Source organism: Streptodolium elevatio (assembly GCF_053592165.1).
Map to the genome: position 1 here is coordinate 68,134 of NZ_JBSFVE010000006.1, position 20,295 is coordinate 88,428.

Sequence of the window (20,295 nt, forward strand, 5' to 3'; positions counted from 1 at the left end):
GTGTCCCCTGCCGCCCAGGCCCTTCGTCTCGCCTCGGACCGCTTCGCCGAAAACCTCGTCCTCGCCTTCGTCGGTGGCTCCTACGCCCGTGGCACGCAAAAGGCCACGAGCGACATCGACGTCTTCGTCCTCCTCCACCACGGCGACCGCGCGGCCGAGCGGGCATTCGCCGAAGACCTGCGCGAACTGCACCTCGACACCGGGCTGGACTTCGACCACTGCGGCGAGATCTTCGATGCCGCAGCCCTGGAAGCACTGCTGACCTTCACCGAGCGGGCGCTCGCGGCGGCCCCCGTTCTCCAGCGGTCCGCCTGCTACCAGGCCGATTGTCCGCTGTCGGTCTTCCGCAAGGGCGACGTCGTCTACAAGTTCCTCGCCGACCCGAAGGTGCACATCTGCGACCCGCACCATCTGATCCCCACCTTGCAAGAGCGGGCCGCCGCCTACTTCACCCGCTGGCCGATGCCCCGCATCCAGGAGCACAAGGAACACCTCGCCCTGCCATCTGGCAGCGAACAAGCTCGACTCGCCGACCTGTGGGCCGGCCGGGAGGCAGACCACGACTGGACCGACACCCCCGTCGGCATCGGCCTCGACCGCTGGTTCGGCACCACGCTCCAGGCCCGCACACGCTGCTTGCCGCCGCGCCCGGTCACCACTGCGCCGAGCGGCAGCCCCCAGTGCTGCCCGCTCCCACTCGCCGAAGGCCTGACCCGGGACGCGTTCGCCGCCCAGTGCCTCGCCTTCCCCCACACGCTCTCGGAGGGACCGTGACCGCTGTCGAGCTCGGCATGCCGCTCATACGCAAGCCGATCTACACCCAGCCCCGCGAGCGCTTCGTCTTCCTCTACCCGACCACAGCCTGCGGGCTGCGCTGCAAGACCTGCTACGTAGGCAACACCCGCCTCAACGAAGCGAACACCATGACCGTCGAGCGGGCGGTCGAGATCATGGACTACTTCAAGATCACCGGCGGCCACGACAAGCTGTACCTGCTCGGCGGCGAACCCACCCTGCACCCGCAGCTCCCGGAGATCGTCCGCGAAGCCCGCGACCGCAGCTACACCGTGACGATCTCCAGCAACGGCGACTTCGACGACCGCGTCTTCGACCGGATCGGGCCGGAGATGCTCGGCTCGTTCAACTTCTCCCTGGAGTCCGCCGACCCGATCGTCCACCGCAAGATCCGAGGCAACCCCCACAACTTCGACAAGGTCACCGACCGCATCGCCGAGGCCCGCCACCGCGGCTACCAGGTCCGCGTCATGTGCACGGTCTCCAAGACCAACGCCCCCGGCGCGCTCGACCTCATCCCTTTCCTCGCCGACCTCGGGGCGCACACCCTGAGCTTCCACAATCTCGGCAAAACCGGAAACGGCGCACGATTCCTCCAACCGCTGGACCCCAGCGAGTGGATGGACTTCTGCGCCGCCATCGAGGCATACCCGCCGCAGCCCCGCCTCGCCGTCTACTACCCGCCCACCTTCGTCCCCGCCGACGAGCAGGCGCACTGGGCGGAACGGGGATACCCCGGCTGCCCGGCGCGCACCCTGGACCGGCCACACGTCTACCCCGACGGCACGGTCTACGCCTGCCCCGTCTTCATGGACGACGAACGGCACTACGCCCGCTTCGAGAACGGCCGCCTGATCCTCAACCCGTCCCCGGACAACGAGCTGAATGCGTACCTCAGCTCCGACCCGGTATGCACCGGCTGCCCGAACACCGGCACGTGCGGCGGCGGTTGCCCGGCCTACTCCCAGCTGCCCGCCTACAGCAAGGACGGCTTCTACTCCTGCGACCGGCAGATCACGCCGCTGTGCGTCCTTTGGACCGTCTCCGCGTGGGGCACCCGGCCCGTCGACTCCCTGCACGCCCTGCGATAACGGAAGGCACCGCGATGACCGACACCCTGCACGACGCCGTCCCGCACGCCGCCGCGGCCACCGCCGCGAAGGAGCCCTTCCTCTTCCTCTACATCACCCATCGGTGCTCACTCCGCTGCGCCCACTGCTACATGGGAGACCGGCTCGACAACGAGATCCGGATGAGCCCCGACAAGGTCGAGGAGATCCTCTCCGCCCTCCGTGTCCTGTACGGGCAGTACAAGGTCTACCTGCTCGGCGGCGAACCGACGACGCACCCGGAGCTCGACGCAATCCTCGACGTGTGCGCGTCCCAGGGCTACAAGACCGTCATCACTTCCAACGGCCTCATCCCGCCGAAAGTCTGGTCCGTCCTGGACGACCGCCTCGACTCGTTCAGCTTCTCCATGGACGGCGCCCAGCCGGCCACGCACGAGAACATGCGCGGCCCGAACACGTGGGCGCCCCTGATACGCAGCATCGAGCGCGCCGTGGCGGCAGACCGTCAGACTCGGGCGATCTTCACGATCACCACCGAGAACCGCAGAGACGTGTTCGCCGCGATCGACCTGGCCGACCGAGTCGGCTTGGAGATGCTGTCCTTCCACTACTTCACCCCCACCGGGCTCGGCATGGACAAGCCGCACCTCCAGATCCCGCCCGCCCAGTGGATGGAGCTGTGCCAGGAGATCAGCCGCCACGCCGCCGACCGCCGCGTCCGCGTCTTTTACCCGCCTGCCTTCGCCAGCCCCGACCAGCTCGCTGAGATCAGTGCCCAGGGCTACAGCGGCTGTACCGCCCGCAACCTCGAACGCCTCGCGATCTTCCCGGACAACCGTGTGTACATCTGCTCGGCGTTCTTCGACACCGATCTGCACTACGGCACCTGGCGGAACGGCGGGATCGTGCCCCGTGTCCACAAGGGCCAGAGTGAACTCACTCTTGTCAGCAAAACCGCCCCCGGCTGCCGCACCTGCGCGCACGCTGGGGTATGCGGCGGCGGCTGCGCCGCGTACGACCATCTTCAGCGCACTCTCATCAGCACCGAGTGCGATCAGAAAATCGTCCCGATCTGCCCCCTGTGGTCGATGCCGGTCGAGCCCGCCGCCACCGCCCATCGTCTGGTGGATCTGCGTTGAAATCCGCAGCGTGCAAGAACGGTGCCCCCACCCTGCCAACAAGGCACGGCGGGGGCACCCACAAGTTCAGCTCACGATCCGGTGGCGGCGAGCTTGGCCGAGGCGGCATCGAGGCGGGCCAGCGTCCGTTCCCGGCCCAGGACTTCGACCGACTCGAACAGCGGGAGCCCGACCGTGCGGCCGGTCACCGCGACGCGTACGGGCGCCTGCGCCTTGCCGAGCTTGAGCCCGTGCTCGGCTGCGGCGGTCTCCAGGCCAGCCTTGAGTGCGTCCGCGGTCCACTCCGCCTGGGCCCAGCCATTGCGCGCCGAGGCGAGCATGGCTTCCGCGCCCGGCTTCATGGCCTTCGCCCACGACGCCTCGTCGTACGGGGCCTCGTCCAAGAACAGCCAGTCCACGTACTTGGTGATCTCGCTCAGCACCGTGATGCGCGGCTGGGCCAGCAACGCGACGGACCGGAACACCGCATCGTCGAAGGCCTCCGAAGGCCATGGCGCATATGGGGCCTGGAGCCACCTTTGGCACGCGGCGGCGAACTCCTCTTCCGACAGCTTGCGAATGTACTCGCCGTTGAACGCCGACAGTTTCTTCACATCGAAGAACGCCGCTGCCTTGTTGACGTCCTCCAGCCGGAACAGCGCCTCAAGCTCCTCGTACGGACGGATCTCGGTGTCGTCGCCGGGCCCCCAGCCGAGCAGCATCAGGTAATTGACCATCGCCTCGGGGAGGTACCCCTCGGCGAGGTAGTCCTCCAGCGCCACCTTGTCCCGGCGCTTGGAGAGCTTCTGCCGCTTCTCGTTAACGATCACTGGCAAGTGTCCCCACACCGGGGGCTGCGCGCCGAACGCCTCCCACAGCAGCTGCTGCTTCGGCGTGTTCGACAGGTGCTCCTCGCCGCGAATCACGTGGGTGATTCCCTCACGGACATCGTCTGCCGCGTTGGCCAGGATGAATACCGGCGATCCGTCGCCGCGCGCGATGACGAAGTCCTCGATGGCGTTGTTCGGGAACTCGGTCCGGCCCCGCACCACGTCGTCGACGACCGTGGCACCTTCGTCCGGCGTCCGGAACCGCAGCGCTCGACCCTCCGCATATGCCAGCCCGCGGTCACGGCAGAAACCGTCGTACCCCAGGTGCTGCGAGCCCGTCCGCTGGACCAGTTCCTCGCGGTTGCAGTCGCAGTAGTACGCCTTGCCCTCGGCATGCAGCTTCAGCGCGGCCTCGCACTGGCCCTCGGTGTTGTGCGACTGGAAGTACGGGCCCTCGAAGGCCGGGTCCTTGTCGCTGATACCGATCGCGGCCAGTGCACTGATGATGCCGTCCACCCACTCGGGGCGGTTGCGCTCCGCGTCCGTGTCCTCGATCCGCAGGACGAACTTGCCCTGCTGCTGTCGGGCCAGGGCCCAGTTGAACAGCGCGGAGCGGGCTCCGCCTACGTGAAACATCCCGGTGGGGGATGGCGCGAATCGGACACGGATTGTCTTGGACATGCCGACAAGAGTAGTCGGCGCTACCGGTGCCTCTCGCATGTGCAACTACGCACGCTCTCGAGTCCAAGTCCCTCGAACGACGCCGATAGGCGCACGGCTGTGTCGGCGGAGACGCGCCCTCCACAAGTAATCAGCAGACCGGCCAAGTGGCCTTCTCGACCTGGAGGGACGACGCCGGTAAGCCGCTGTGAGTTGTGTGCAGTCGCGCTGCGGTCGTCCAAGCGATCTGCACGGCTTGCGTCTGGGGCGCCGAGCAGCGCGATGAGTGTTCTCGTGGGAGGTATGGCCGGTCCCGTGTAGGACCGGCCAACTTCCTCCAAGGATCAAGCGAATATGGCATCCGTAAAGCAGGCAAAACTGTGAAGAGGGAACTCCAGGACGTCGCCCACTGGGTTCTTGGAGTCGCGGATTCCCACGCGCTTGCGCAGGACGGCAACGTCGACGCAGTCAGAGCCCGTGCCGGAGGCGTTTGCCTTGGTCCAGACAGCGCTGGGGTAGCGGGGGTGCGGCGTGGGACTGATCATGACGCGTACTCCTCCAAGATCCTGCGCAGGTAGTGCTCGCTGTCGCTCGGACTGAGCGACAGGGGTTCGAGATCCGCGAACGTTGTTGCGAAGTGAGCGACTTCGTCGGCCTTTGTGATGTAGATATTCCCAGTCAGGCTGTCGGAGTAGACGACGTCGGGATCGTCGTCTTCCGGGAAGGTCAGCCAGAGGAAGCTGCCCATCTGTCCGCGGTGCGCGCCAGCGCTGAACGGGATCACTCTGATCGTGATGTGGGGCCGGCGCCCTGCTTCGACGAGATGGGCGATCTGCTCCCGCATGATCGCGGGGGAACCGACTACGCGACGGAGCGCGCACTCGTCGATGATCGCGGTGACCTCCGGGGGTTCGTCGCGGTCGAGGAGTTGCTGGCGTTTCATGCGCAGGCGTACGCGCCGGACGACGACGTCCTCTGGCTCGTTCGGACAGTGGGCGCTGATGATCGCGTGTGCATACGCCTCGGTCTGAAGCATTCCGAAGATGATCGTGGAGCTGACCGTGCGCAGCGCCTTGGCGGCCGTCTCGACGTTGAACAGAGTTCCCAAGCCAACCGGCACGACGGCGGATTCGTCCTCCCACCAGTCGGGTTTCTTGGCTTCCTCCATGAGCGCCAGAAGTTTGGTGATGGAGTCGTCGTCGGCACCGTACGCGCGCAACAGCGCTTCGATTTCGATGCGTTTGAGTGACGCCTTGCCAGTCTCGATGCGACTGATCTTGGGCTCGGACGCCTCGATGACGCCTGCGGCCTGACGGGCCGTCAAGCCTGCTGCCTTTCGGTGAGACCGAAGCTTGCGCCCCAACTCCAGGCGCAGGCGGGTCGGTTCAGGCGTATGCCCCACGAAAGCCTCCTTCGCCGACTGTGTGACTCGTGACGGCAATCTTGCCGTAGCTGACGGGGACTGCTCGGGCGGGCGGCTTGCGACTGGCAGCGTCCAATGAAATTTCACAGAGTTCTATTGCCCAGTGAAAGTTTACCAGTACAGTGGTCAGTCACCGGACCACCACGGTTCGTGATCACGGCACGAGCCTCGGAGGCATCCACCAGCCGCGCACCCCCGCGATATGTCGCTCGCATCTGCGCCGCTAAACGCCAGGGGTTACGTCACAACACAAAGAAGGAGCTAGCGATGGCCAGCTTTCTCTCGCCCCTGCTCACTCGCCTGACGTCGTTATTCACCGCGTGCCGGCAGCGTGGCCGACACCGGGCGGGACAGCCGCCCGTGCTGACTCCGGACGCCCCGCAGACCATCCCTTCGGTCGATCAGCCCACTGTCGAACTGCGCCCGGAGTCGCCCACGTTGGTGCGGCCGTACATCCGCGCGCATGAGCAGCGCGTCAACGAGCATCGAGCGCAGCGCCAGCGACGGATCGCGTTGTGGCTGGCGGTGCACGGTGTGGACGCCGGTCCGCGCTCGATCCACGGATCGGCGGTGCCGCGATGATCGCGTTCGCGGGACTGCGCACCGCGCTCCCGGTTCTCTTCGGATCGCATGTGGTGTGGGGCGGATTCCCCCGGTCGAAGGAATGCCCCCGCCAGTCGCGGAAGTTCGTCGTGTCCCTGCTCAGCGTTTGGGGCGCGGAGTCCGAGGCGTGCGATTGGGGGGCGTTGGTGATCACGGAACTGGCCACCAACGCATGCGTGCACACTCGTACGCGGGTGATCCGCGTGGCCGCTGCGCGGTTTCGCGGCGTCGGGTATATCGCGGTGGCGGACGACGGTCCTGCTCCGCAGGCGGATGCATGGCCAGGTGTTCCGGCCCCAGACGACGCCGTCTCCGGACGAGGGCTGGAACTCGTCTCGGCCTTCAGCGCATCCAGCGGACGCTTTCGATTCGGTAGCGGCTCGCTGTTCTGGGCCTCGCATCCCCTGCGCGGTCAGGCGACGTGAAACCGGCGAATGGGCCGTAATGCCCGGGGCGTCACCCCGTGGTGCGGTGGGCGCGTACGTTGCCTGAGGTGTCTTCGGCGATGCCGATGTTCGCGCTCACCAGGGCGGGAGCAATATCCGGGGTGGCGAGGTCTTGGCCCGTGGCGGCGTCGAGAACGACCGGCCCATTTGCGGTTCCGTAGACGGCTCCGTGCCATGCCACAGTGACACTTGGGGCGACGCGGCCGGCGGCCCTGGTCGGGCAGCCGCCACAGTTGCTTGCCGGTCGTCGCGTCGAGTCCCATGACGATGCCGGCGCCGACGCAGACCGTCACCGCGCGGCGGTCGTAGAGACACGCCATGTTGTAGGTGCCGCCGAAAGGCCCGCCGGTGCCGATCCAGGGGTGTCGCCATCGACGAATTGGAAGGAGGGGCGCCCGCTGGAGTAGTCCCGGCTTTCCACGGCGACGAGCTTGGGTCCGACGTAGGTGATCCTGGTTTGGTAGCGGTTGTTCGGAAACTCCAACGCCAGCTGCCGTCCGCGATGCTGAGCGTGGTCACCACCTGCATGGTGTTGGTGCTGCCCTGGGGCTCGATCGCGATGACCGAACCGCCGGTGACCGTGGCGCCGAAGAAGCCGTCCTTGAACCACGCGACCGTGCGCGCGACGGTATCCACCGCGTACACCGACGCGGTGGAATCGTAGTCCTGGGTCAGGGAGATGACGACTCGATCGCCGTGCGCGCCGATCACCGACACCTTCGCAGCACCCGTCGGCAACCGGGTGGACATCGTCCAGGCGGCGGTGTTCTCCGCAGGGTCGACCGCGACAAGGCTCAGCTCGTAGTGCCCGGCGGCCGTGCCGCGGCCTGGCACCAGAACCACGAACGGGGCCACGACCAGCTCGCGTCCGCCGACTTCCAGCAGGGCTGGGGCCCCGCTACGACCGGGCCCTGCGCGAGCCCGGTCGGCCCGGTGCCTAAGGGCGGACCATCGGGCGCGAATGTGTCCGATACCGCCCACTCACCGCGTCCAGCGTCTGGAGGCCAGCTACGGTCGTCGTGTAGACGGTCGTCCCGTGGAGTACCGAGGCCTCCAGCGATGCCTCCGTCAGCGATGGAAGCACCACCCCCTGCGCGGCGAACGTCTTCAGAGAGTCGTACGACTTCACCTCCGCTCGCGGCGCCGCCAGCGGCGGAGGCGGTTTGGACACACCCGTCCGCGGCTCGTTCACCGGCCAGGCCCGGTCGTTGCCGTCGCCTCCGCCGGAGCACGCCTGCGACGCCGCCGAAATCGACACGGCGCTGTCCATCCTGGCATCGGTGCTGGTCAAGAGCTGACCGGTAGAGACCCGTCGTCCCGATCGACGCGGCCAAGGCCAGCCTGAACCCTCGCAGCACCAACAAGTCGCCGCAACCGCCCCAAACACCCCTCACGGCAAGCCTGTGACCAGGGCGCCCGGCTTCCGCTGCCCGGCTGCAGCCAGCCGCTCGACGACCGCGCGGACCTGCCCGGTGGTGGCCGCGGCGCGGCGATGAGTGCTCAGGAGTGTCAGAAACCGGGCAGATCGATGATGTACGTGATGGGGTCCGGGCGCATGGAGCGCGCTAGCTCGGAGATGTGTTGTGCCTGGGCGGCAGACAGGCGCCGCGCCTCCCACAGCAGAACCGCAGCGTCCATCGCCTCCGGGGCCGGAGGCGATGGCACCTCATGCAGGTGAACGCCCGTCAGCGCGGCCAGCGTTCTGGCGTCGATCCCCAGCAGGGCTGAGAAATCCGTCACCAAGCGGGGCGTCAACTCCTTGCGGCCGTCGCCGATCGCACCGTAGGTGGACGCCGCCAGGTAGGTGGGCGTCACCACTGACAGGACCTTCGCCATGCCCATCCAGTCCAGATTGCGGTACTGGAGCATGCGGATGACCCGACCGCCCGGACCGGCATGGGATGCGAGCCGCGTCGCGGTGAAGACGGAACGTTGTCGTTCCTCCTGGGGCAGCGAGCGGATGAGATGCACGAGTTCACGCCGCTCGGCACCGGGGATGTGTACTGCGTCCATCACGATGTAGCGCGCCCATCGCCCTGCTGCGGCGTCCCACGGCGCCAGGTCGTCCGGGACCGCCAACCCCGCGAGGATGCACAGATCCACGGTCTGGACACCCACGACAGGCGCGATCCGCCGGAGCAGCCCCTCGCTTGGGGCTTCCCCCGCGATCACCGCTCGGACCTCGTCTGCCGTCAACCCGGCACGATCGGCCGGCTCCTGCACACTGAGCTCCAGGTGGTTCAGCAACCGCGCCAGCGTCACGCCGAAGCCGGGGTGCTCCGCCGTGCCCGCAGCCTCACTCACCTTGCTGATTGAAACAGGTAGGGAACCGAAGGGAAAAGGCGGCCGGCACGTTCACCTGTCGGGCGGCACACGTCACCGTGAGCGCTGGACTTTCGCTGCAGCGGTCACTTCGCGGATGCCTCGGGAGAGCGGAACGGTTTGGCAGCATCACTGCCCCGAGGTTAAACGAAACGTTTGGCTGCTGTTCAGTTTCTGAACGCCGGGGATGTTCAGAAACTGAACGTGGATCACCTGAGCTGTCAGCGACGTGGGCCCGTGGGCGGTGCCGGTGGTGTGGGACTCGGCAACGTGGTGATCGTGGTGGGGCGTCGGCGGCGTACGCCGGTAGTGCTCGAGGCGCCGTGGTCGGGGGGTGCGGGGTGTTGGGTGATGCGCCAGTAGAGGGTTTTGGCGGGGTGGGTGGCGGTGTGCAGTTCTCGGCGGGCGGCGGTGTCGGCGAGGAGGACGGCGGGGTTGTGGCCGGCGGTTTCAGCGACGGCGAGGGCGTGCGCGAGGAGGGGCCAGTGCCGGTCGCGGGTGATCGTGTCCGCGTGTTCGGGGAGCGCGTCGTGGACGGCCTGGATCAGGCGCGCGTTCGCGGTGGAAGTGATCGGGCGGATGGTGGTGTTCGCGAGGCGGGCACCAGCGTCGGCGCGGGCGTGGTCGCGGGCGGCGGTCAGGTGCTGGATGGCGGCCTGGGCTGCGGCGGCTTGCTGGAGGTGCCGGCGTTTGCGGTGCCACAGCACGGCGAGGACGGCGATGTCGACGAGGAGTCCGACCAGGCCGAGGAAGGGGTCACCGGGGCGGTCGGATCCGATGCGGGCGACGTCCTTGGCGATGTCGCGCAGCACTGCTGCGGCTTGGTGGTGCGCGCGTCTGGCGCTGCGGGTGGCTCGGTGGAACACGGCTGCTGCCGCGCGTAGTTCGGCCTGGTAGTGGGGTGGTGCGGTGCGGGCGGTGGCATAGAGCAGTTCGCCGAACGCCGCGATGTGTGCCTGCGCTTCAGCACCACGGTCGCGGGCCCCCTCCCCTTCGCTGCTGCCGTTTGCGGTGGTGGTGATGTCTGCGGTGAGCAGGTTGCGGGTGTCGTATAGGTGGCGGTGTGCGCGGCGCCAGGGGTGCTCGCCGTTACCGACCAGATCCGTTTCGGTTGTGGGGTCGTGGTTCTGGGCGGCGAGGCGTTCGCGGATCCGGCTGAGGGAGAGGTCTTTGGCGAGTTTGGCGCCGCCGTACCAGATGGCTTGCTGGTCGGTGTTGTCGGCGGTTTCGGGGACGGCGACGCTGTAGCCGGTGTGGTCGCCGGACGGCGCGGTGCGGTAGCGGAACCGGATGCCGAGGGCGCGGAGGGTGGAGACGAACTCGGCTTCGTCGCGTGCCGCGGCGACGGCGTCGGCGACCTGGTCGCGCAGCCACTCGCGGTCGGTGACGGGTTTGGCTTGGCGTGCGGCTTTGGCTTGTTCGGCGCTGGTGGGGCGCTGGGGGGCGGTGAAGTCCCCGGAGTTGAGTCGGCGTAGCCCGAAGTCGCGTTCGATGCGGCGGCATTCGGCTTGGGCTTTGCGGCCGTCGCCGTTGCTGCGCGGGCGGCGGCCGTCGACGCGGACGGTGGTGGCGACGATGTGGATGTGGTCGTCGGCGTGCCGCACCGCGATCCAGCGGCAGCCGAGCGGGTCGTCGTCGGAGGCTATGCCGGTCGCGTGGACGATGCGGCGTGCGACCTGGGCCCATTCGTCGTCGGTGAGGTACCGGTCGCCCGGCGCGGTGCGCACGGGGCAGTGCCACACGTGCCGTTGAGGCATGCGTCCGAGTTCGGCGGCGCGCAGCTTCGCGTGCAGGTCGAGGCGCTCGGCCAGCTCGGTGAGGGTGGCGCCGGGATCGCGGCCGGGGTCGGGGGCGCCGGTCAGGTCCCACGCGGCGACGATGTGCGGGTCCTCGTGCTCGTCGCGGCGCCCAGGACCGTAGAGGTAGGCGAGCAGACCGCGGGTACGCGACCCGGTGGAGATGTCGGGGACCAACGTGTCACGCCCCTGTGCGGGCGGCCGTGCCGATGCGGTTCGCGGCGGACGGAGGGGTGCGACGGACGGCGGGGCGGCCGCGGTGCCCGCACGCGGTGCAGGCACCGTCGTGGTCGAGGATTCCGGTCAGCACGTCGTGGACGAGCGCAGCTGTGGCGTCGACGCGGCCGAGGACCTGGTCGGCGTGCTCGGCGGTGCCGGCGGTGTTGACCGCGTGGGCGACCTGGTTGAGGTTCACCCCGACCTTCCGCAACTGGAACGACAGGCGCTCGACCGCCTCGACCAGGCGGCGGCGCAGATCCGTGCCGGTGCCGGACGCGGACGCCAGACCGGCGAAGACCACCGCGTCCCGGACGCGATCAACGGCGTCCGCGATACCGGAGGCGAACGCCTCACCAGCGGACGCCCGGACGGACACCGGAATGGCGGTGGAGAAGGCGGGGTCCGCGTCCGGCGCGATCGGTTGACCGGGTTCCGGTCCGGCGGACGGCAACAACGCTGACTCGGCGGACCCGGCGTCGGCGGTGCGTGCGGTCCGCAGGATGTGGTCAGCGGCGCGGAGTCCGGCGTCCGCGACGTACCAAGTAGGCGTCCGTCCGGACAGCGCGGCTGCCTCCAAGACCCGTCGCTTGCCGTCCGCGGTGAACTGCGCCGGGACTGCGATCTCGCGTTTGGCCTCCGCCGGCGGACGCCGCAACCCAGGCCGAACACGCGCGCGGGTGCCGTCCGGATCCGCAAGATCGGCATCCGCCAGCGCTTCGGCCGCACTCGCCAGGAGCAAGGACCGCGACTGACCGGTCACCGCGATCGCCTCATCCACCACGGCCAACTCGGACGGACTGAACCGGGGATTGACCTTGGCGTCGCGAGCCACGCCCACGCGCAACTGGTTGATACGCGCAGGGCGCGGAGGCACGCCAGGCTTCACTGGCACATCGGCAGCAGCGTTGTCGGTGCGTTCGGTATCAGCGTGGACGGTGTCTGTGCGATCGTCTGCCTCCCCCTGGTCGTGGCCGCGCTCGGCTGCGATCCCCTTCCGGCGGGACCTCCGGCCCGCGTCGCCCACCGCCACCCCCGGGGCGGGGCCAAGCGCGTTCCCCCCTCTCAGAGAGGGGGGAACGCTCCAGCTTGCTCCGCCCGGGGCATCCCAACTCACAGGCACAGCACGGCTGTTCACGGTGCCTACGCGGGCGCGGACGGGGGTCTGGCGGGCAGCTGCTGCCCGAGCGGCAGCCGCATCCGCACTCGGGTCGTTGTGGCGCGCACCAGCCGATACGGGGCGATCAGGCTCGGCGGGCGTGCGATGGGCGCTGTCGGGCTGGTCGGGCGAGATGGAGGGTTCGGGCACAGGCTTCCTCGGCAGGGGTTGAGACGGCGTCGGTCGCTACGGCAGAAACTGATGACGCGACTTGTCGGGTGCGTCCACAGGCTGTGGAGGCCGTTCGCATCAGGTCGTGGCTCGGTCAAGCGGCTTCGTGCGTGGCGGAGCTTCAGCGCGGAGCTGCCGCATGAGCACAGTGAGGCGGTCGTTCCCGACGGCCAGACCCTGGGCGGAGATCGCGTCCCTGACCGCGGCGCGACTCAGGCGTCCGGTCCCCGCTTCGACCGCGCGGGCGATGCCGAGCAGGACCGCATCGTCCGCCGTCGGACGCCGCCCTCGACGTGCGGACGCGGGGTCCGCAGTCACCAGGACGGCTTGCGGCAGGTAGGCGTCCGGACGTGGCGTCGGCGCCTCGGCGTCCGCCGGACTGGCCGGCCGGACTCCGTGACCGACGTCCTCGGAGGACTCCTGTCCGGTCACCGCGGTCGGGGGCGAAGGCACCTGACCGGTTTTCTGGTCAACGGGCAGGCCCGCCTCCACCGAAAGCCGACCCGGCTCTCCGGATTCCGTCGACCACGCGGGCGCGCGGTCCGCGGCGTCGGTGGTCGCGTCGATGTCCACCGCGGACAGGTTCCGGTTTGGGTGTGGCGTGTCCGCGTCCGGGATGTCGCCGGGGTGGTGGATGAGGGTGTGCAGGTGAACGGCACCAGCCAGCGCGAGCGGGGCGACGGCGGACAGGACGCCGACGACGCCGTCGCCGAGTTGCAGCCCCGCACCACCGTCTCTGTTAGTGACTGGCCCGTGCGTGAACACCTGCTGGTTGAGGCGGACCGCATGCAGGACGTTGGCCCAGATGCTCGCCCCGGTCGCGACCGCCAGGAGGAGCCACACGTACGCGCGGGCCGCCGGCCTCGCCCGGCGCATGAGCAGCAAGGCGCGCACGCCGTACGCGATGAACCCGTCCACGATCAGCGGGAACAGCCAGGTCAGCACCGGCCGCACATGCGCTGCGGCGGCCATCTGCCGCAACGCGTCGTAGGACAGCACGAACCCAGCCACCGCAAGACCGCCGACCGCGGCCCGGTCCCAGAGGCTGGCAAGTCGGGTCACGGGGGCAGCCGCGTCGCTGTCGACCGTTTTCGTATCCGGCGGCGGTGCGGGTATCGGGACGGTGGGGTGCACAGCAGGCTCCTGGGACGGATGGGCGGGGTCGACCGGGACGTCGACGCTGCCTGTGGAGGAACGTCTGGAACGTGGGGCAGCGGATCCGAATACCGCTGCGCGGCCGGGAGTTTCGTGAGGTCAGGCGGTCGTGCCGATGACGGACCGGCTCGGGCCAGCTGTCCGGGCTGGGGCCGGGACTGGGTTGGAGGTGGCCCGGCACGGGCCGCAGAGGCCTCCCCAGCGGTCGCGTCCGGTGCGGGTGTGGCATCGGGTGCAGCGGCGCTGTTCAGAGCGGGCAGGGGTGCGCGTGGCGGTTTCGGGTCGCAGGCGGCGGTCGCCCGGTCTCGGCACCGCGTCGTCGGGGTATGCCACGTCGCGGGTCGAACAGGCGGCGCAGTGCTTGCCGTCGGTGCCCGGGAAGCCGCAGCCAGGGCATGAGCTGTTCGCACCGTGCCGAGGCGCGGGCAGCGCCTCGACGGCAGCCCCGACGTCGCTTCCCGCCGCAGGAGTGTCCGCTCGGTCGGCGCGGCGAGCAGTGGCCTTCCTGCTCGCCTTGCGATCGACGCGACGTTCCGCGCAGGCTCGGCACGCCGCCCCGGTGTCGAGGTCGAGCCCGTCCTCGCATCGGGCGTTGCCACACTCCCCAGCTCGGACCAGGGCGATCGCGACGCCGACCGGCCGTACCAGGGTTTCGTTCTCATGGCTGGCGGCGTGGCCGTGGGTATGCCATCGACGCGCGACGCGTTCCGCGAGCTGCTCGGGGGTGCGCTCAGCGAGTTGGGCTGTGACGGCGGCTACCAGACCGCGCGGTGCTCGGTGGCCCGCGGCGTCCTCGACGGCATGGGCAAGGTCGGCGGGGTAGGCGGCGATGACGTAGGCGACGTCGTCCGGCAACAGCAGGGTTCGGAATCTGCGGGTCTCCGTCGGCTTGCCGGCGTCGGGCGCGGCATCGCCGCCTCCGCGTCCGGGGCCGTTACTCAGGTGAGATGCCCTTCGGGCGTCAGCGGCGCTACGCGCCGAAGGCGCGTCTGGAGAAGGGTTCTGGACAGGGTTCTTAATAAAGGGCAGCACCCGTGCTGCCACCCCCGCAGCATAGGTGCTGCCACCCGTAGCAGCATGGGTGCTGCGACCCCCTGTCCCGTGTGAGGTTGCGGCGAGGCTCGAGGTGGCAGCGTGGATGCTGCTACCCCCCTCGCTGAACTCGGTAACCGGACGCTCGGTTTGACCGCCTGCGATGCCGACAACGGTGCCGCTCTGGACGTACGCGTCGGAATGGTTCTCGGCGCTGCTGGACGCGGCATGGCCAGCACGGGTGTTGACGCCTTTGGCCACGCCGCCCTTGCGGATGATCCCGGCCTCTCGCTTGGCACGGCGGCGCTTCTCGGTGCGTTCCTTGACGACCTCGGCGGCGGCCTTTCCCGGCGGCAGTGGGTCGATCCAAGTGCCGTTGCCCTGCCACATCACGCCCGCGTCGTTGAGGTGGTACAGGTTCGCGTCGTTGACGCCCGCGCGGTCGATCCTGCCGCGACGTTCGACAGCGATGAGGCCGGCGGCCTCCAGTTCGTCGATGGTGCGGTCGAGCGTGGACAGGTGTACGCCGAGTTGGGCGGCGAGTTCCTTGCGGAATGGCTTCGCCTGGCCGGTGTCGCGGCCTTGGGTGTCGGCGTAGGAGACCAGGATCGCGTACAACGTCCTGGCGTTCGCCGAGTAGCGCGGGTCGCACATCCACCGCGAGGCGACCATCCCGAACGGGAGGTTGCCGCCGCGCCGGACCTCGGGCGCCTGGGTCACCGGGCCACCGCCGCTCTCCGGTCGGCGCGGGCACGAACGGCGGTGTAGGTGACGGGTGTCCGCGCACCGCTATCGGTCGTTCGCACGCGAACGTACGCGGCATCGTCGGGCCCGTCTGCCGACGGTGCAGGCAGGTGCGCGGATGCACGGACTGGCAGCTCGGCGCCGGCGGACTGCGGGGCTGTACCGCCGAGATGGGGCGGCATAGGATGCATGCCGATCTCCTGATCCCGTGGCCGTGAGCTTCCAAGGGCGTAGGCCACGCAGGTGTGTGCGACCCCCGGCGTTCTAGCGCCGGGGGTTTTCGCATGTCGGAGGGGTCGCCGCGCCTTGGTGACGCGGCGACCCGGACACTACGAGCACCCCTCGCACAAGTCCAACGGACCGTCTGGTGAAGGGTGCTGACACAGCATCAGGCGGCGCGAAGCCCCGGTCGGGGGCTGCCCACAGAACGTAGGGATGCGGGTACGGTCACGTCGCCGTCCGCAGCTGATGGGGTGTCGGACGCGCTCAGAATGCGGAGCATGTCCGCGGTCACCACCCGGTAGGCGCGGCCCACGCGCAGCACCCGGCACGGATAATCGCCGAGTTTCGCGAGTTCGTAGCCTTTGCTACGAGACAGCCCGAACGCCCGGTTCGCGATGTCCAGCGTCACCACGGTCGGCAACGACAGCAGTTCCTCCCACGACATGCCGGCCCTCGTCGGGCTGACGGGTGAGGCGGCAGCTGCAGTTGGGCGGGCCGCAGCACGGTCATCGGGTCGAGCAGTCGAGTGGGCGCCCGGCTGGGCGGCGGGGTGGGTGCCGGACAAGCCGGCGGAGCGGATAGTCAAGCGCATCTCCGAAGGCAGGGAACAGGGGCAAGAGCGACTCGGCGCTGGAAAGGCAACCGAACCCTGTGGCACCGGAAACCGATCCACCGGATTAATCGCGCGAGGACCCGAAAAGGTTTCGCTATTTCGACGTGACGACAATCACATCCTGGATCGCGCGAAAAACTTGACGGCCGTTTTAGGCGGTCCCAGAAATTGACCCGTCAGCCTTTTGCTGGATCGGCCTATGCACGGAGCCATGCCGCACCGCACGTTGCGCTACAACCTGCGCATGCGCGACTCGTGGCCCGGCGGTGCATGCGACAGCCAAGCTGCGGGCCAGCTGAGGGGGTTCGTCCGGCAACGCGGCACGGAGCGCCGGCGCCAGGGCGGCAGGCTTGGCGGCGGTTGCCTGCGTCCGGCTCGCGGCGAAACTGCACGGCCAAGCGCCCATTCTCACAATGCCGGGAAATGCTGCCTGGTCCGCGTGCGGCCCGCACAATCCCGAGAAATCCAGAGAAATTTGCCGGGTCGCGAAAACGATGCTACTAACTACGACGCGATGTACGGGGCGGCGCTTCGCGCTCCCTTTCCCTCCATTCGCTCGCTCTCCTGAAAGGCTGCATATGAAGGGTTCCACTGCGCGTCGCTGCGGCTGCCGCAATCCGGAGACCGGCCAGAAATACGGCTCCGCCTGCCCGAAGCTCGGGCAGCGGGGCCACGGCCGTTGGGCGGTCCGCCAGGAGCTGCCGGCCGACGCGGAAGGCAACCGTCGCCAGTTCCGCCGGCAGGGCTTCAAGACCGGACCCAAGGCGCAGGCCGTGCTGGACCACGTCCGCGCTCTGCTGGCCATTCCCGACGCGGACGATGAGGAAGGCCGCCGCGCGATCGGTGACTTGCTCGACCGCATCTCCTCCGAGGGCTCGGAGTTGCCGGACCTGGAGGAGACGACGCGGCGCTTCCGGTCCGGTGCAGACGTCACGCGGCGCAGCACGGTCGGCGAGTGGCTGGACGAGTGGATCGCGGGCAAGAAGGGATCAGCCTCGACGGTCAACAACTACGCGATCGACATCCGCAAGCACCTCAAGCCGCGGATCGGCCACATCCGGCTCGACCGCCTGCGCGTCAAACACCTCTCCGAGATGTTCCAGGACATCGCCGACCGCAACGAGGAGATCGTCGCCAACAACCTCCTGCGCCGGCAGGCCGTCGCCGAGTTGGAGCAAATCCCGTGGAAGGGGGCGGACCCCAGGGCACGCCGCAAGGCGCTCAAAGCGCGCATCGACGCGTTGCCGCCGTTCGAGCGGGTGGTGAATCCGACGACCCGTCAGCGCATCCGCGCGACGCTACGGGGGGCGCTGAACGCGGCGATCGCCCAGCAGATCATCACCTTCAACCCGGCGGCCCATGTCGAGATGGACCCGGCCAAGCGCCCGAAGCCGGTGCTGTGGACGGCCGCCCACGTCGAACGTTGGCGGGCGACCGGCGAACAGCCGTCGCCGGTCATGGTCTGGACGCCTGAACAAACCGGCCAGTTCCTCGACTTCGTCGCCGAGGACCGGCTGTACGCGCTCTGGCACCTGATCGCCTTCCGCGGCCTGCGACGCGGCGAGGCCTGCGGCATCCGCAAGGGCGACCTCGACCTGGATGCGAGAACGCTGTCCGTCGCCAAGCAGCTCATCGTCGACGGCTGGACGGTCGTAGAGAGCGATCCGAAGAGCGACAGGGGCATCCGGACGATCGCCCTCGACGCGGAGAGCGTCTCGGTCTGCCGCTCGCGCCTCGCCCGGCAGGCAAAAGAGCGTCTCCAGTGGGGCGATGCCTGGCAGGACACCGGCCGCCTCTTCGCCAAGGAGGACGGCTCGTGGCTCCACCCGGGCTGGGTCTCGGAACGCTTCGAGAAGCTCGTCGAGGACTCAGGGCTCCCGCCGATCCGGCTGCATGACCTGCGTCACGGTGCCGCGACACTGATGCTCGCCGGCGGCGCGGACATGAAGGTGGTGCAGGACACACTCGGTCACGCGACGATCGTGCTGACCGCCGACACGTATACGAGCGTGCTTCCCGAGGTCGCGCGAGCTGCCGCCGAGGCCGCCGCTCGGCTTGTGCCTCGCGGGCGCACCACGACGGCCGGGCACACCACGGGCACACCAGCCCCGAACAACAAAGAAGCCCCGCAGTCGAATGTGATCGACTTCGGGGCCAATCCGCAGGTCAGCGGAGGTACTTCGAGTTTCTGAGCTGTGGCCAGGGGCGGGGTCGAACCGCCGACCTTCCGATTTTCAGTCGGACGCTCGTACCAACTGAGCTACCTGGCCTGGGAGTGGAGAAATCCGCCTCGCGGCGGATCTTCCAGCGGTCCTGACGGGATTTGAACCCGCGGCCTTCACCTTGACAGGGTGACGAGCACTCCAAACTGCTCCACAGGACCTTGCATTGAGTTGTCGAGCCGGGTTGTTCCTGCCCTGCTCGGTGTTGCTTCACTCTACCGTACTGGCCGTGCGGCTTTGTGCGTGCCCCCAACGGGATTCGAACCCGTGCTACCGCCTTGAAAGGGCGACGTCCTAGGCCACTAGACGATGGGGGCTGGGTGGCCGGTCCGGCGTCTTGTTGCCGTCGGGGACGGTCAGAACTATACGGGGTGCTCGGCCGGATGAGCAAAACGGTTAACGGCAGGGGGAGCATCCGGCCCCGGAGGGGGTGGCGGCGCGCAGAATGGGGGCGTGCTGGAAATGTCGCGTGAGGAGTTCGAAGAGCTGGTCGCCGAGGCTCTGGACCGCATCCCGCCCGAGCTGACGACGCTGATGGACAACGTCGCGATCTTCGTCGAGGACGACCCCGATCCGGCCGGGCCGGAGCTGCTGGGGTTGTACGAGGGGATCCCGCTCACCGAGCGCGGCGACTGGTACGCGGGGGTGTTGCCGGACCGCATCACGATCTACCGGAACCCGACGCTCCGGATCTGCGAGACGTACGAGCACGTCGTCGAGGAGGTCGAGGTCACGGTGGTGCACGAGGTGGCCCACCACTTCGGGATCGACGACGAGCGCCTGCACGAGCTCGGGTATGGGTGAGCCGGCGCGGCCGGGCGAGGCGGTGGGTCCGGAGGCGGTGGGTCCGGAGGCGGTCGACCCTGATGTGGACTTCCGGCCGGCCGCGGCGCCGTCGCTGTGGGACTGGCGCGTGCTCGCGGTGGTCTCGCTGGGCGGGGCCCTCGGTGCGGCGGCGAGGTACGGGGCGGCCCTGATCTGGCCGACGCCGGAGACCGCGTTCCCGTGGACGACCTTCGCGGTCAACGCCGTCGGGTGCGCCCTGATGGGCGTGTTCATGGTGCTCGCCACGGAGGTGCGGACCGCCCACCGGCTCGTACGCCCGTTCGCGGGCACCGGGATCCTGGGCGGGTTCACCACGTTCTCGACGTACGCCGTCGACATCCGTCGGCTCTCGGAGCACGGGCGCGCCGGGGTGGGCGTCGCGTACCTCGCGGCCACCGTGGTGTGTGCGGTGGTGTGCGTGTGGGGCGCGACGGTCGTCACGCGGAAGGCGGCGGCGTGAACTGGGTGCTCGTGGTCGTCGGCGCCGCGGTGGGTGCGCCGCTGCGGTATCTGACCGACCGGGTGGTGCAGGCCCGGCACGGGACGGTGTTCCCGTGGGGGACGGTGGCGGTGAACGTGGCCGGGAGCCTGGTGCTGGGCGCGTTGACCGGCGCGGTGGCGGCGGGGGCGGCGTCGTCGGATCTGGCGCTGCTGGTCGGGACGGGGTTGTGCGGGGCGTTGACGACGTACTCGACGTTTTCGTACGAGACCATGCGGCTGGCCGAGACCGGGCACCGCGTCCAGGCGGCGGCGAATGTCGCGGTGAGTCTGGCGGCGGGCATCGGCGCGGCGTTCGCGGGGGCGGCGTTGGCCGACGTGTGGTGGGCGTGAGGCCGCCGGATCTCGCGCCGTCGGCGTGCATGCGACTGCGCT

The 20,295-nt window shown here is 69.0% G+C and carries 21 protein-coding genes, 3 tRNA genes and 1 pseudogene; 12 read left to right on the forward strand and 13 right to left on the reverse strand.

Annotated features, from left to right (window positions below; translation table 11 throughout):
- Genes ACWD12_RS13650 through ACWD12_RS13660 form a run of 3 tightly spaced genes read left to right on the forward strand, consistent with a single transcriptional unit; the run spans position 1 to position 3,004 of the window.
- The gene (locus ACWD12_RS13650; protein WP_450099702.1) at positions 1 to 774 is read left to right on the forward strand and encodes a nucleotidyltransferase domain-containing protein; all 774 of its coding nucleotides are present in this window, start codon (positions 1 to 3) and stop codon (positions 772 to 774) included.
- Positions 771 to 1,886 carry a radical SAM protein gene (locus ACWD12_RS13655; RefSeq protein WP_450099703.1) on the forward strand — a complete coding sequence of 372 codons (1,116 nt, stop codon included), beginning with the start codon at positions 771 to 773 and terminating at the stop codon, positions 1,884 to 1,886. The genes ACWD12_RS13650 and ACWD12_RS13655 overlap by 4 nt, the downstream gene beginning before the upstream one ends.
- A 14-nt stretch (positions 1,887 to 1,900) precedes the next feature.
- A complete protein-coding gene (locus tag ACWD12_RS13660) occupies positions 1,901 to 3,004 on the forward strand; it encodes a radical SAM protein (protein WP_450099704.1) in 1,104 nt (367 codons plus the stop codon).
- A gap of 71 nt (positions 3,005 to 3,075) precedes the next feature.
- Here the strand turns inward: ACWD12_RS13660 and gltX are convergent, their stop codons facing one another.
- The 3 genes from gltX to ACWD12_RS13675 all read right to left on the reverse strand — a co-directional run bounded on the left by gltX (position 3,076) and on the right by ACWD12_RS13675 (position 5,875).
- Positions 3,076 to 4,449: a glutamate--tRNA ligase gene (gltX, locus tag ACWD12_RS13665; RefSeq protein ID WP_450099893.1), complete on the reverse strand. Its 1,374-nt coding sequence runs from the start codon at positions 4,447 to 4,449 to the stop codon at positions 3,076 to 3,078.
- A gap of 368 nt (positions 4,450 to 4,817) precedes the next feature.
- Positions 4,818 to 5,018, reverse strand: coding sequence for a DUF397 domain-containing protein (locus tag ACWD12_RS13670; RefSeq protein WP_450099705.1), 201 nt, complete (start codon positions 5,016 to 5,018; stop codon positions 4,818 to 4,820).
- On the reverse strand, positions 5,015 to 5,875 hold the full coding sequence (locus ACWD12_RS13675; RefSeq protein WP_450099706.1) for a helix-turn-helix domain-containing protein: 861 nt from the start codon (positions 5,873 to 5,875) through the stop codon (positions 5,015 to 5,017). Before ACWD12_RS13675 ends, ACWD12_RS13670 begins: the two co-directional genes overlap by 4 nt.
- A 288-nt stretch (positions 5,876 to 6,163) precedes the next feature.
- On the opposite strand from ACWD12_RS13675, the gene ACWD12_RS13680 reads away from it, so the two are divergent.
- Both ACWD12_RS13680 and ACWD12_RS13685 read left to right on the forward strand, forming a co-directional pair.
- Complete coding sequence (locus ACWD12_RS13680) at positions 6,164 to 6,478, forward strand: hypothetical protein (RefSeq protein WP_450099707.1); 315 nt, start codon at positions 6,164 to 6,166, stop codon at positions 6,476 to 6,478.
- On the forward strand, positions 6,475 to 6,924 hold the full coding sequence (locus tag ACWD12_RS13685) for an ATP-binding protein (RefSeq protein ID WP_450099708.1): 450 nt from the start codon (positions 6,475 to 6,477) through the stop codon (positions 6,922 to 6,924). Before ACWD12_RS13680 ends, ACWD12_RS13685 begins: the two co-directional genes overlap by 4 nt.
- 31 nt (positions 6,925 to 6,955) lie before the next feature.
- Here the strand turns inward: ACWD12_RS13685 and ACWD12_RS13690 are convergent, their stop codons facing one another.
- Complete coding sequence (locus ACWD12_RS13690; RefSeq protein ID WP_450099709.1) at positions 6,956 to 7,126, reverse strand: hypothetical protein; 171 nt, start codon at positions 7,124 to 7,126, stop codon at positions 6,956 to 6,958.
- A gap of 276 nt (positions 7,127 to 7,402) precedes the next feature.
- Between ACWD12_RS13690 and ACWD12_RS13695 the strand changes: the two genes are divergently transcribed.
- The 3 genes from ACWD12_RS13695 (at position 7,403) to ACWD12_RS13705 (ending at position 8,243) form a co-directional block, all read left to right on the forward strand.
- On the forward strand, positions 7,403 to 7,609 hold the full coding sequence (locus ACWD12_RS13695) for a hypothetical protein (protein WP_450099710.1): 207 nt from the start codon (positions 7,403 to 7,405) through the stop codon (positions 7,607 to 7,609).
- A 15-nt stretch (positions 7,610 to 7,624) separates the two neighbouring features.
- A complete protein-coding gene (locus ACWD12_RS13700; protein WP_450099711.1) occupies positions 7,625 to 7,750 on the forward strand; it encodes a hypothetical protein in 126 nt (41 codons plus the stop codon).
- Between the two features lie 358 nt (positions 7,751 to 8,108).
- Positions 8,109 to 8,243: a hypothetical protein gene (locus ACWD12_RS13705; protein WP_450099712.1), complete on the forward strand. Its 135-nt coding sequence runs from the start codon at positions 8,109 to 8,111 to the stop codon at positions 8,241 to 8,243.
- A gap of 211 nt (positions 8,244 to 8,454) precedes the next feature.
- Here ACWD12_RS13705 and ACWD12_RS13710 read toward each other — a convergent pair whose 3' ends face one another.
- The 6 genes and pseudogenes from ACWD12_RS13710 to ACWD12_RS13735 form a co-directional block, all read right to left on the reverse strand.
- Positions 8,455 to 9,249, reverse strand: coding sequence for a hypothetical protein (locus tag ACWD12_RS13710; RefSeq protein WP_450099713.1), 795 nt, complete (start codon positions 9,247 to 9,249; stop codon positions 8,455 to 8,457).
- 239 nt (positions 9,250 to 9,488) lie between these two features.
- A complete protein-coding gene (locus tag ACWD12_RS13715; protein ID WP_450099714.1) occupies positions 9,489 to 11,240 on the reverse strand; it encodes a relaxase/mobilization nuclease domain-containing protein in 1,752 nt (583 codons plus the stop codon).
- Between the two features lie 4 nt (positions 11,241 to 11,244).
- The gene (mobC, locus tag ACWD12_RS13720) at positions 11,245 to 12,156 is read right to left on the reverse strand and encodes a plasmid mobilization relaxosome protein MobC (RefSeq protein WP_450099716.1); all 912 of its coding nucleotides are present in this window, start codon (positions 12,154 to 12,156) and stop codon (positions 11,245 to 11,247) included.
- Positions 12,157 to 12,687: 531 nt separating this feature from the next.
- Positions 12,688 to 13,671: a DUF2637 domain-containing protein gene (locus ACWD12_RS13725; RefSeq protein ID WP_450099717.1), complete on the reverse strand. Its 984-nt coding sequence runs from the start codon at positions 13,669 to 13,671 to the stop codon at positions 12,688 to 12,690.
- Between the two features lie 192 nt (positions 13,672 to 13,863).
- The gene (locus ACWD12_RS13730) at positions 13,864 to 15,516 is read right to left on the reverse strand and encodes a hypothetical protein (protein WP_450099718.1); all 1,653 of its coding nucleotides are present in this window, start codon (positions 15,514 to 15,516) and stop codon (positions 13,864 to 13,866) included.
- A 511-nt stretch (positions 15,517 to 16,027) separates the two neighbouring features.
- Positions 16,028 to 16,207 (reverse strand): annotated as a pseudogene (locus ACWD12_RS13735) (hypothetical protein); the annotation flags it as partial.
- A gap of 518 nt (positions 16,208 to 16,725) precedes the next feature.
- Here ACWD12_RS13735 and ACWD12_RS13740 point away from each other — a divergent pair.
- A complete protein-coding gene (locus ACWD12_RS13740) occupies positions 16,726 to 18,567 on the forward strand; it encodes a tyrosine-type recombinase/integrase (protein ID WP_450099719.1) in 1,842 nt (613 codons plus the stop codon).
- Between the two features lie 4 nt (positions 18,568 to 18,571).
- Here the strand turns inward: ACWD12_RS13740 and ACWD12_RS13745 are convergent.
- The 3 genes from ACWD12_RS13745 to ACWD12_RS13755 form a co-directional block, all read right to left on the reverse strand.
- Positions 18,572 to 18,645: transfer RNA gene (locus tag ACWD12_RS13745), tRNA-Phe, on the reverse strand.
- 38 nt (positions 18,646 to 18,683) lie between these two features.
- Positions 18,684 to 18,758, reverse strand: a tRNA-Asp gene (locus tag ACWD12_RS13750).
- Between the two features lie 83 nt (positions 18,759 to 18,841).
- Positions 18,842 to 18,914, reverse strand: a tRNA-Glu gene (locus tag ACWD12_RS13755).
- Positions 18,915 to 19,059: 145 nt separating this feature from the next.
- Between ACWD12_RS13755 and ACWD12_RS13760 the strand changes: the two genes are divergently transcribed.
- From ACWD12_RS13760 to crcB, 3 genes are read left to right on the forward strand one after another with little or no spacing between them, the layout of a single operon-like run.
- The gene (locus tag ACWD12_RS13760; protein WP_358358938.1) at positions 19,060 to 19,401 is read left to right on the forward strand and encodes a metallopeptidase family protein; all 342 of its coding nucleotides are present in this window, start codon (positions 19,060 to 19,062) and stop codon (positions 19,399 to 19,401) included.
- The gene (locus ACWD12_RS13765; protein WP_450099720.1) at positions 19,394 to 19,882 is read left to right on the forward strand and encodes a fluoride efflux transporter FluC; all 489 of its coding nucleotides are present in this window, start codon (positions 19,394 to 19,396) and stop codon (positions 19,880 to 19,882) included. The genes ACWD12_RS13760 and ACWD12_RS13765 overlap by 8 nt, the downstream gene beginning before the upstream one ends.
- On the forward strand, positions 19,879 to 20,253 hold the full coding sequence (gene crcB / locus ACWD12_RS13770; protein ID WP_450099721.1) for a fluoride efflux transporter CrcB: 375 nt from the start codon (positions 19,879 to 19,881) through the stop codon (positions 20,251 to 20,253). Before ACWD12_RS13765 ends, crcB begins: the two co-directional genes overlap by 4 nt.
- Positions 20,254 to 20,295: the final 42 nt, after the last annotated feature.

Bases quoted from the DNA above. Each gene is read 5' to 3' on its own strand.
- ACWD12_RS13660 (WP_450099704.1), top strand. From the start codon at position 1,901: ATGACCGACACCCTGCACGACGCCGTCCCGCACGCCGCCGCGGCCACC.
- gltX (WP_450099893.1), bottom strand. From the start codon at position 4,449: ATGTTTCACGTAGGCGGAGCCCGCTCCGCGCTGTTCAACTGGGCCCTG.
- ACWD12_RS13670 (WP_450099705.1), bottom strand. From the start codon at position 5,018: ATGATCAGTCCCACGCCGCACCCCCGCTACCCCAGCGCTGTCTGGACC.
- ACWD12_RS13680 (WP_450099707.1), top strand. From the start codon at position 6,164: ATGGCCAGCTTTCTCTCGCCCCTGCTCACTCGCCTGACGTCGTTATTC.
- ACWD12_RS13685 (WP_450099708.1), top strand. From the start codon at position 6,475: ATGATCGCGTTCGCGGGACTGCGCACCGCGCTCCCGGTTCTCTTCGGA.
- ACWD12_RS13700 (WP_450099711.1), top strand. From the start codon at position 7,625: ATGACGACTCGATCGCCGTGCGCGCCGATCACCGACACCTTCGCAGCA.
- ACWD12_RS13760 (WP_358358938.1), top strand. From the start codon at position 19,060: ATGTCGCGTGAGGAGTTCGAAGAGCTGGTCGCCGAGGCTCTGGACCGC.
- ACWD12_RS13765 (WP_450099720.1), top strand. From the start codon at position 19,394: ATGGGTGAGCCGGCGCGGCCGGGCGAGGCGGTGGGTCCGGAGGCGGTG.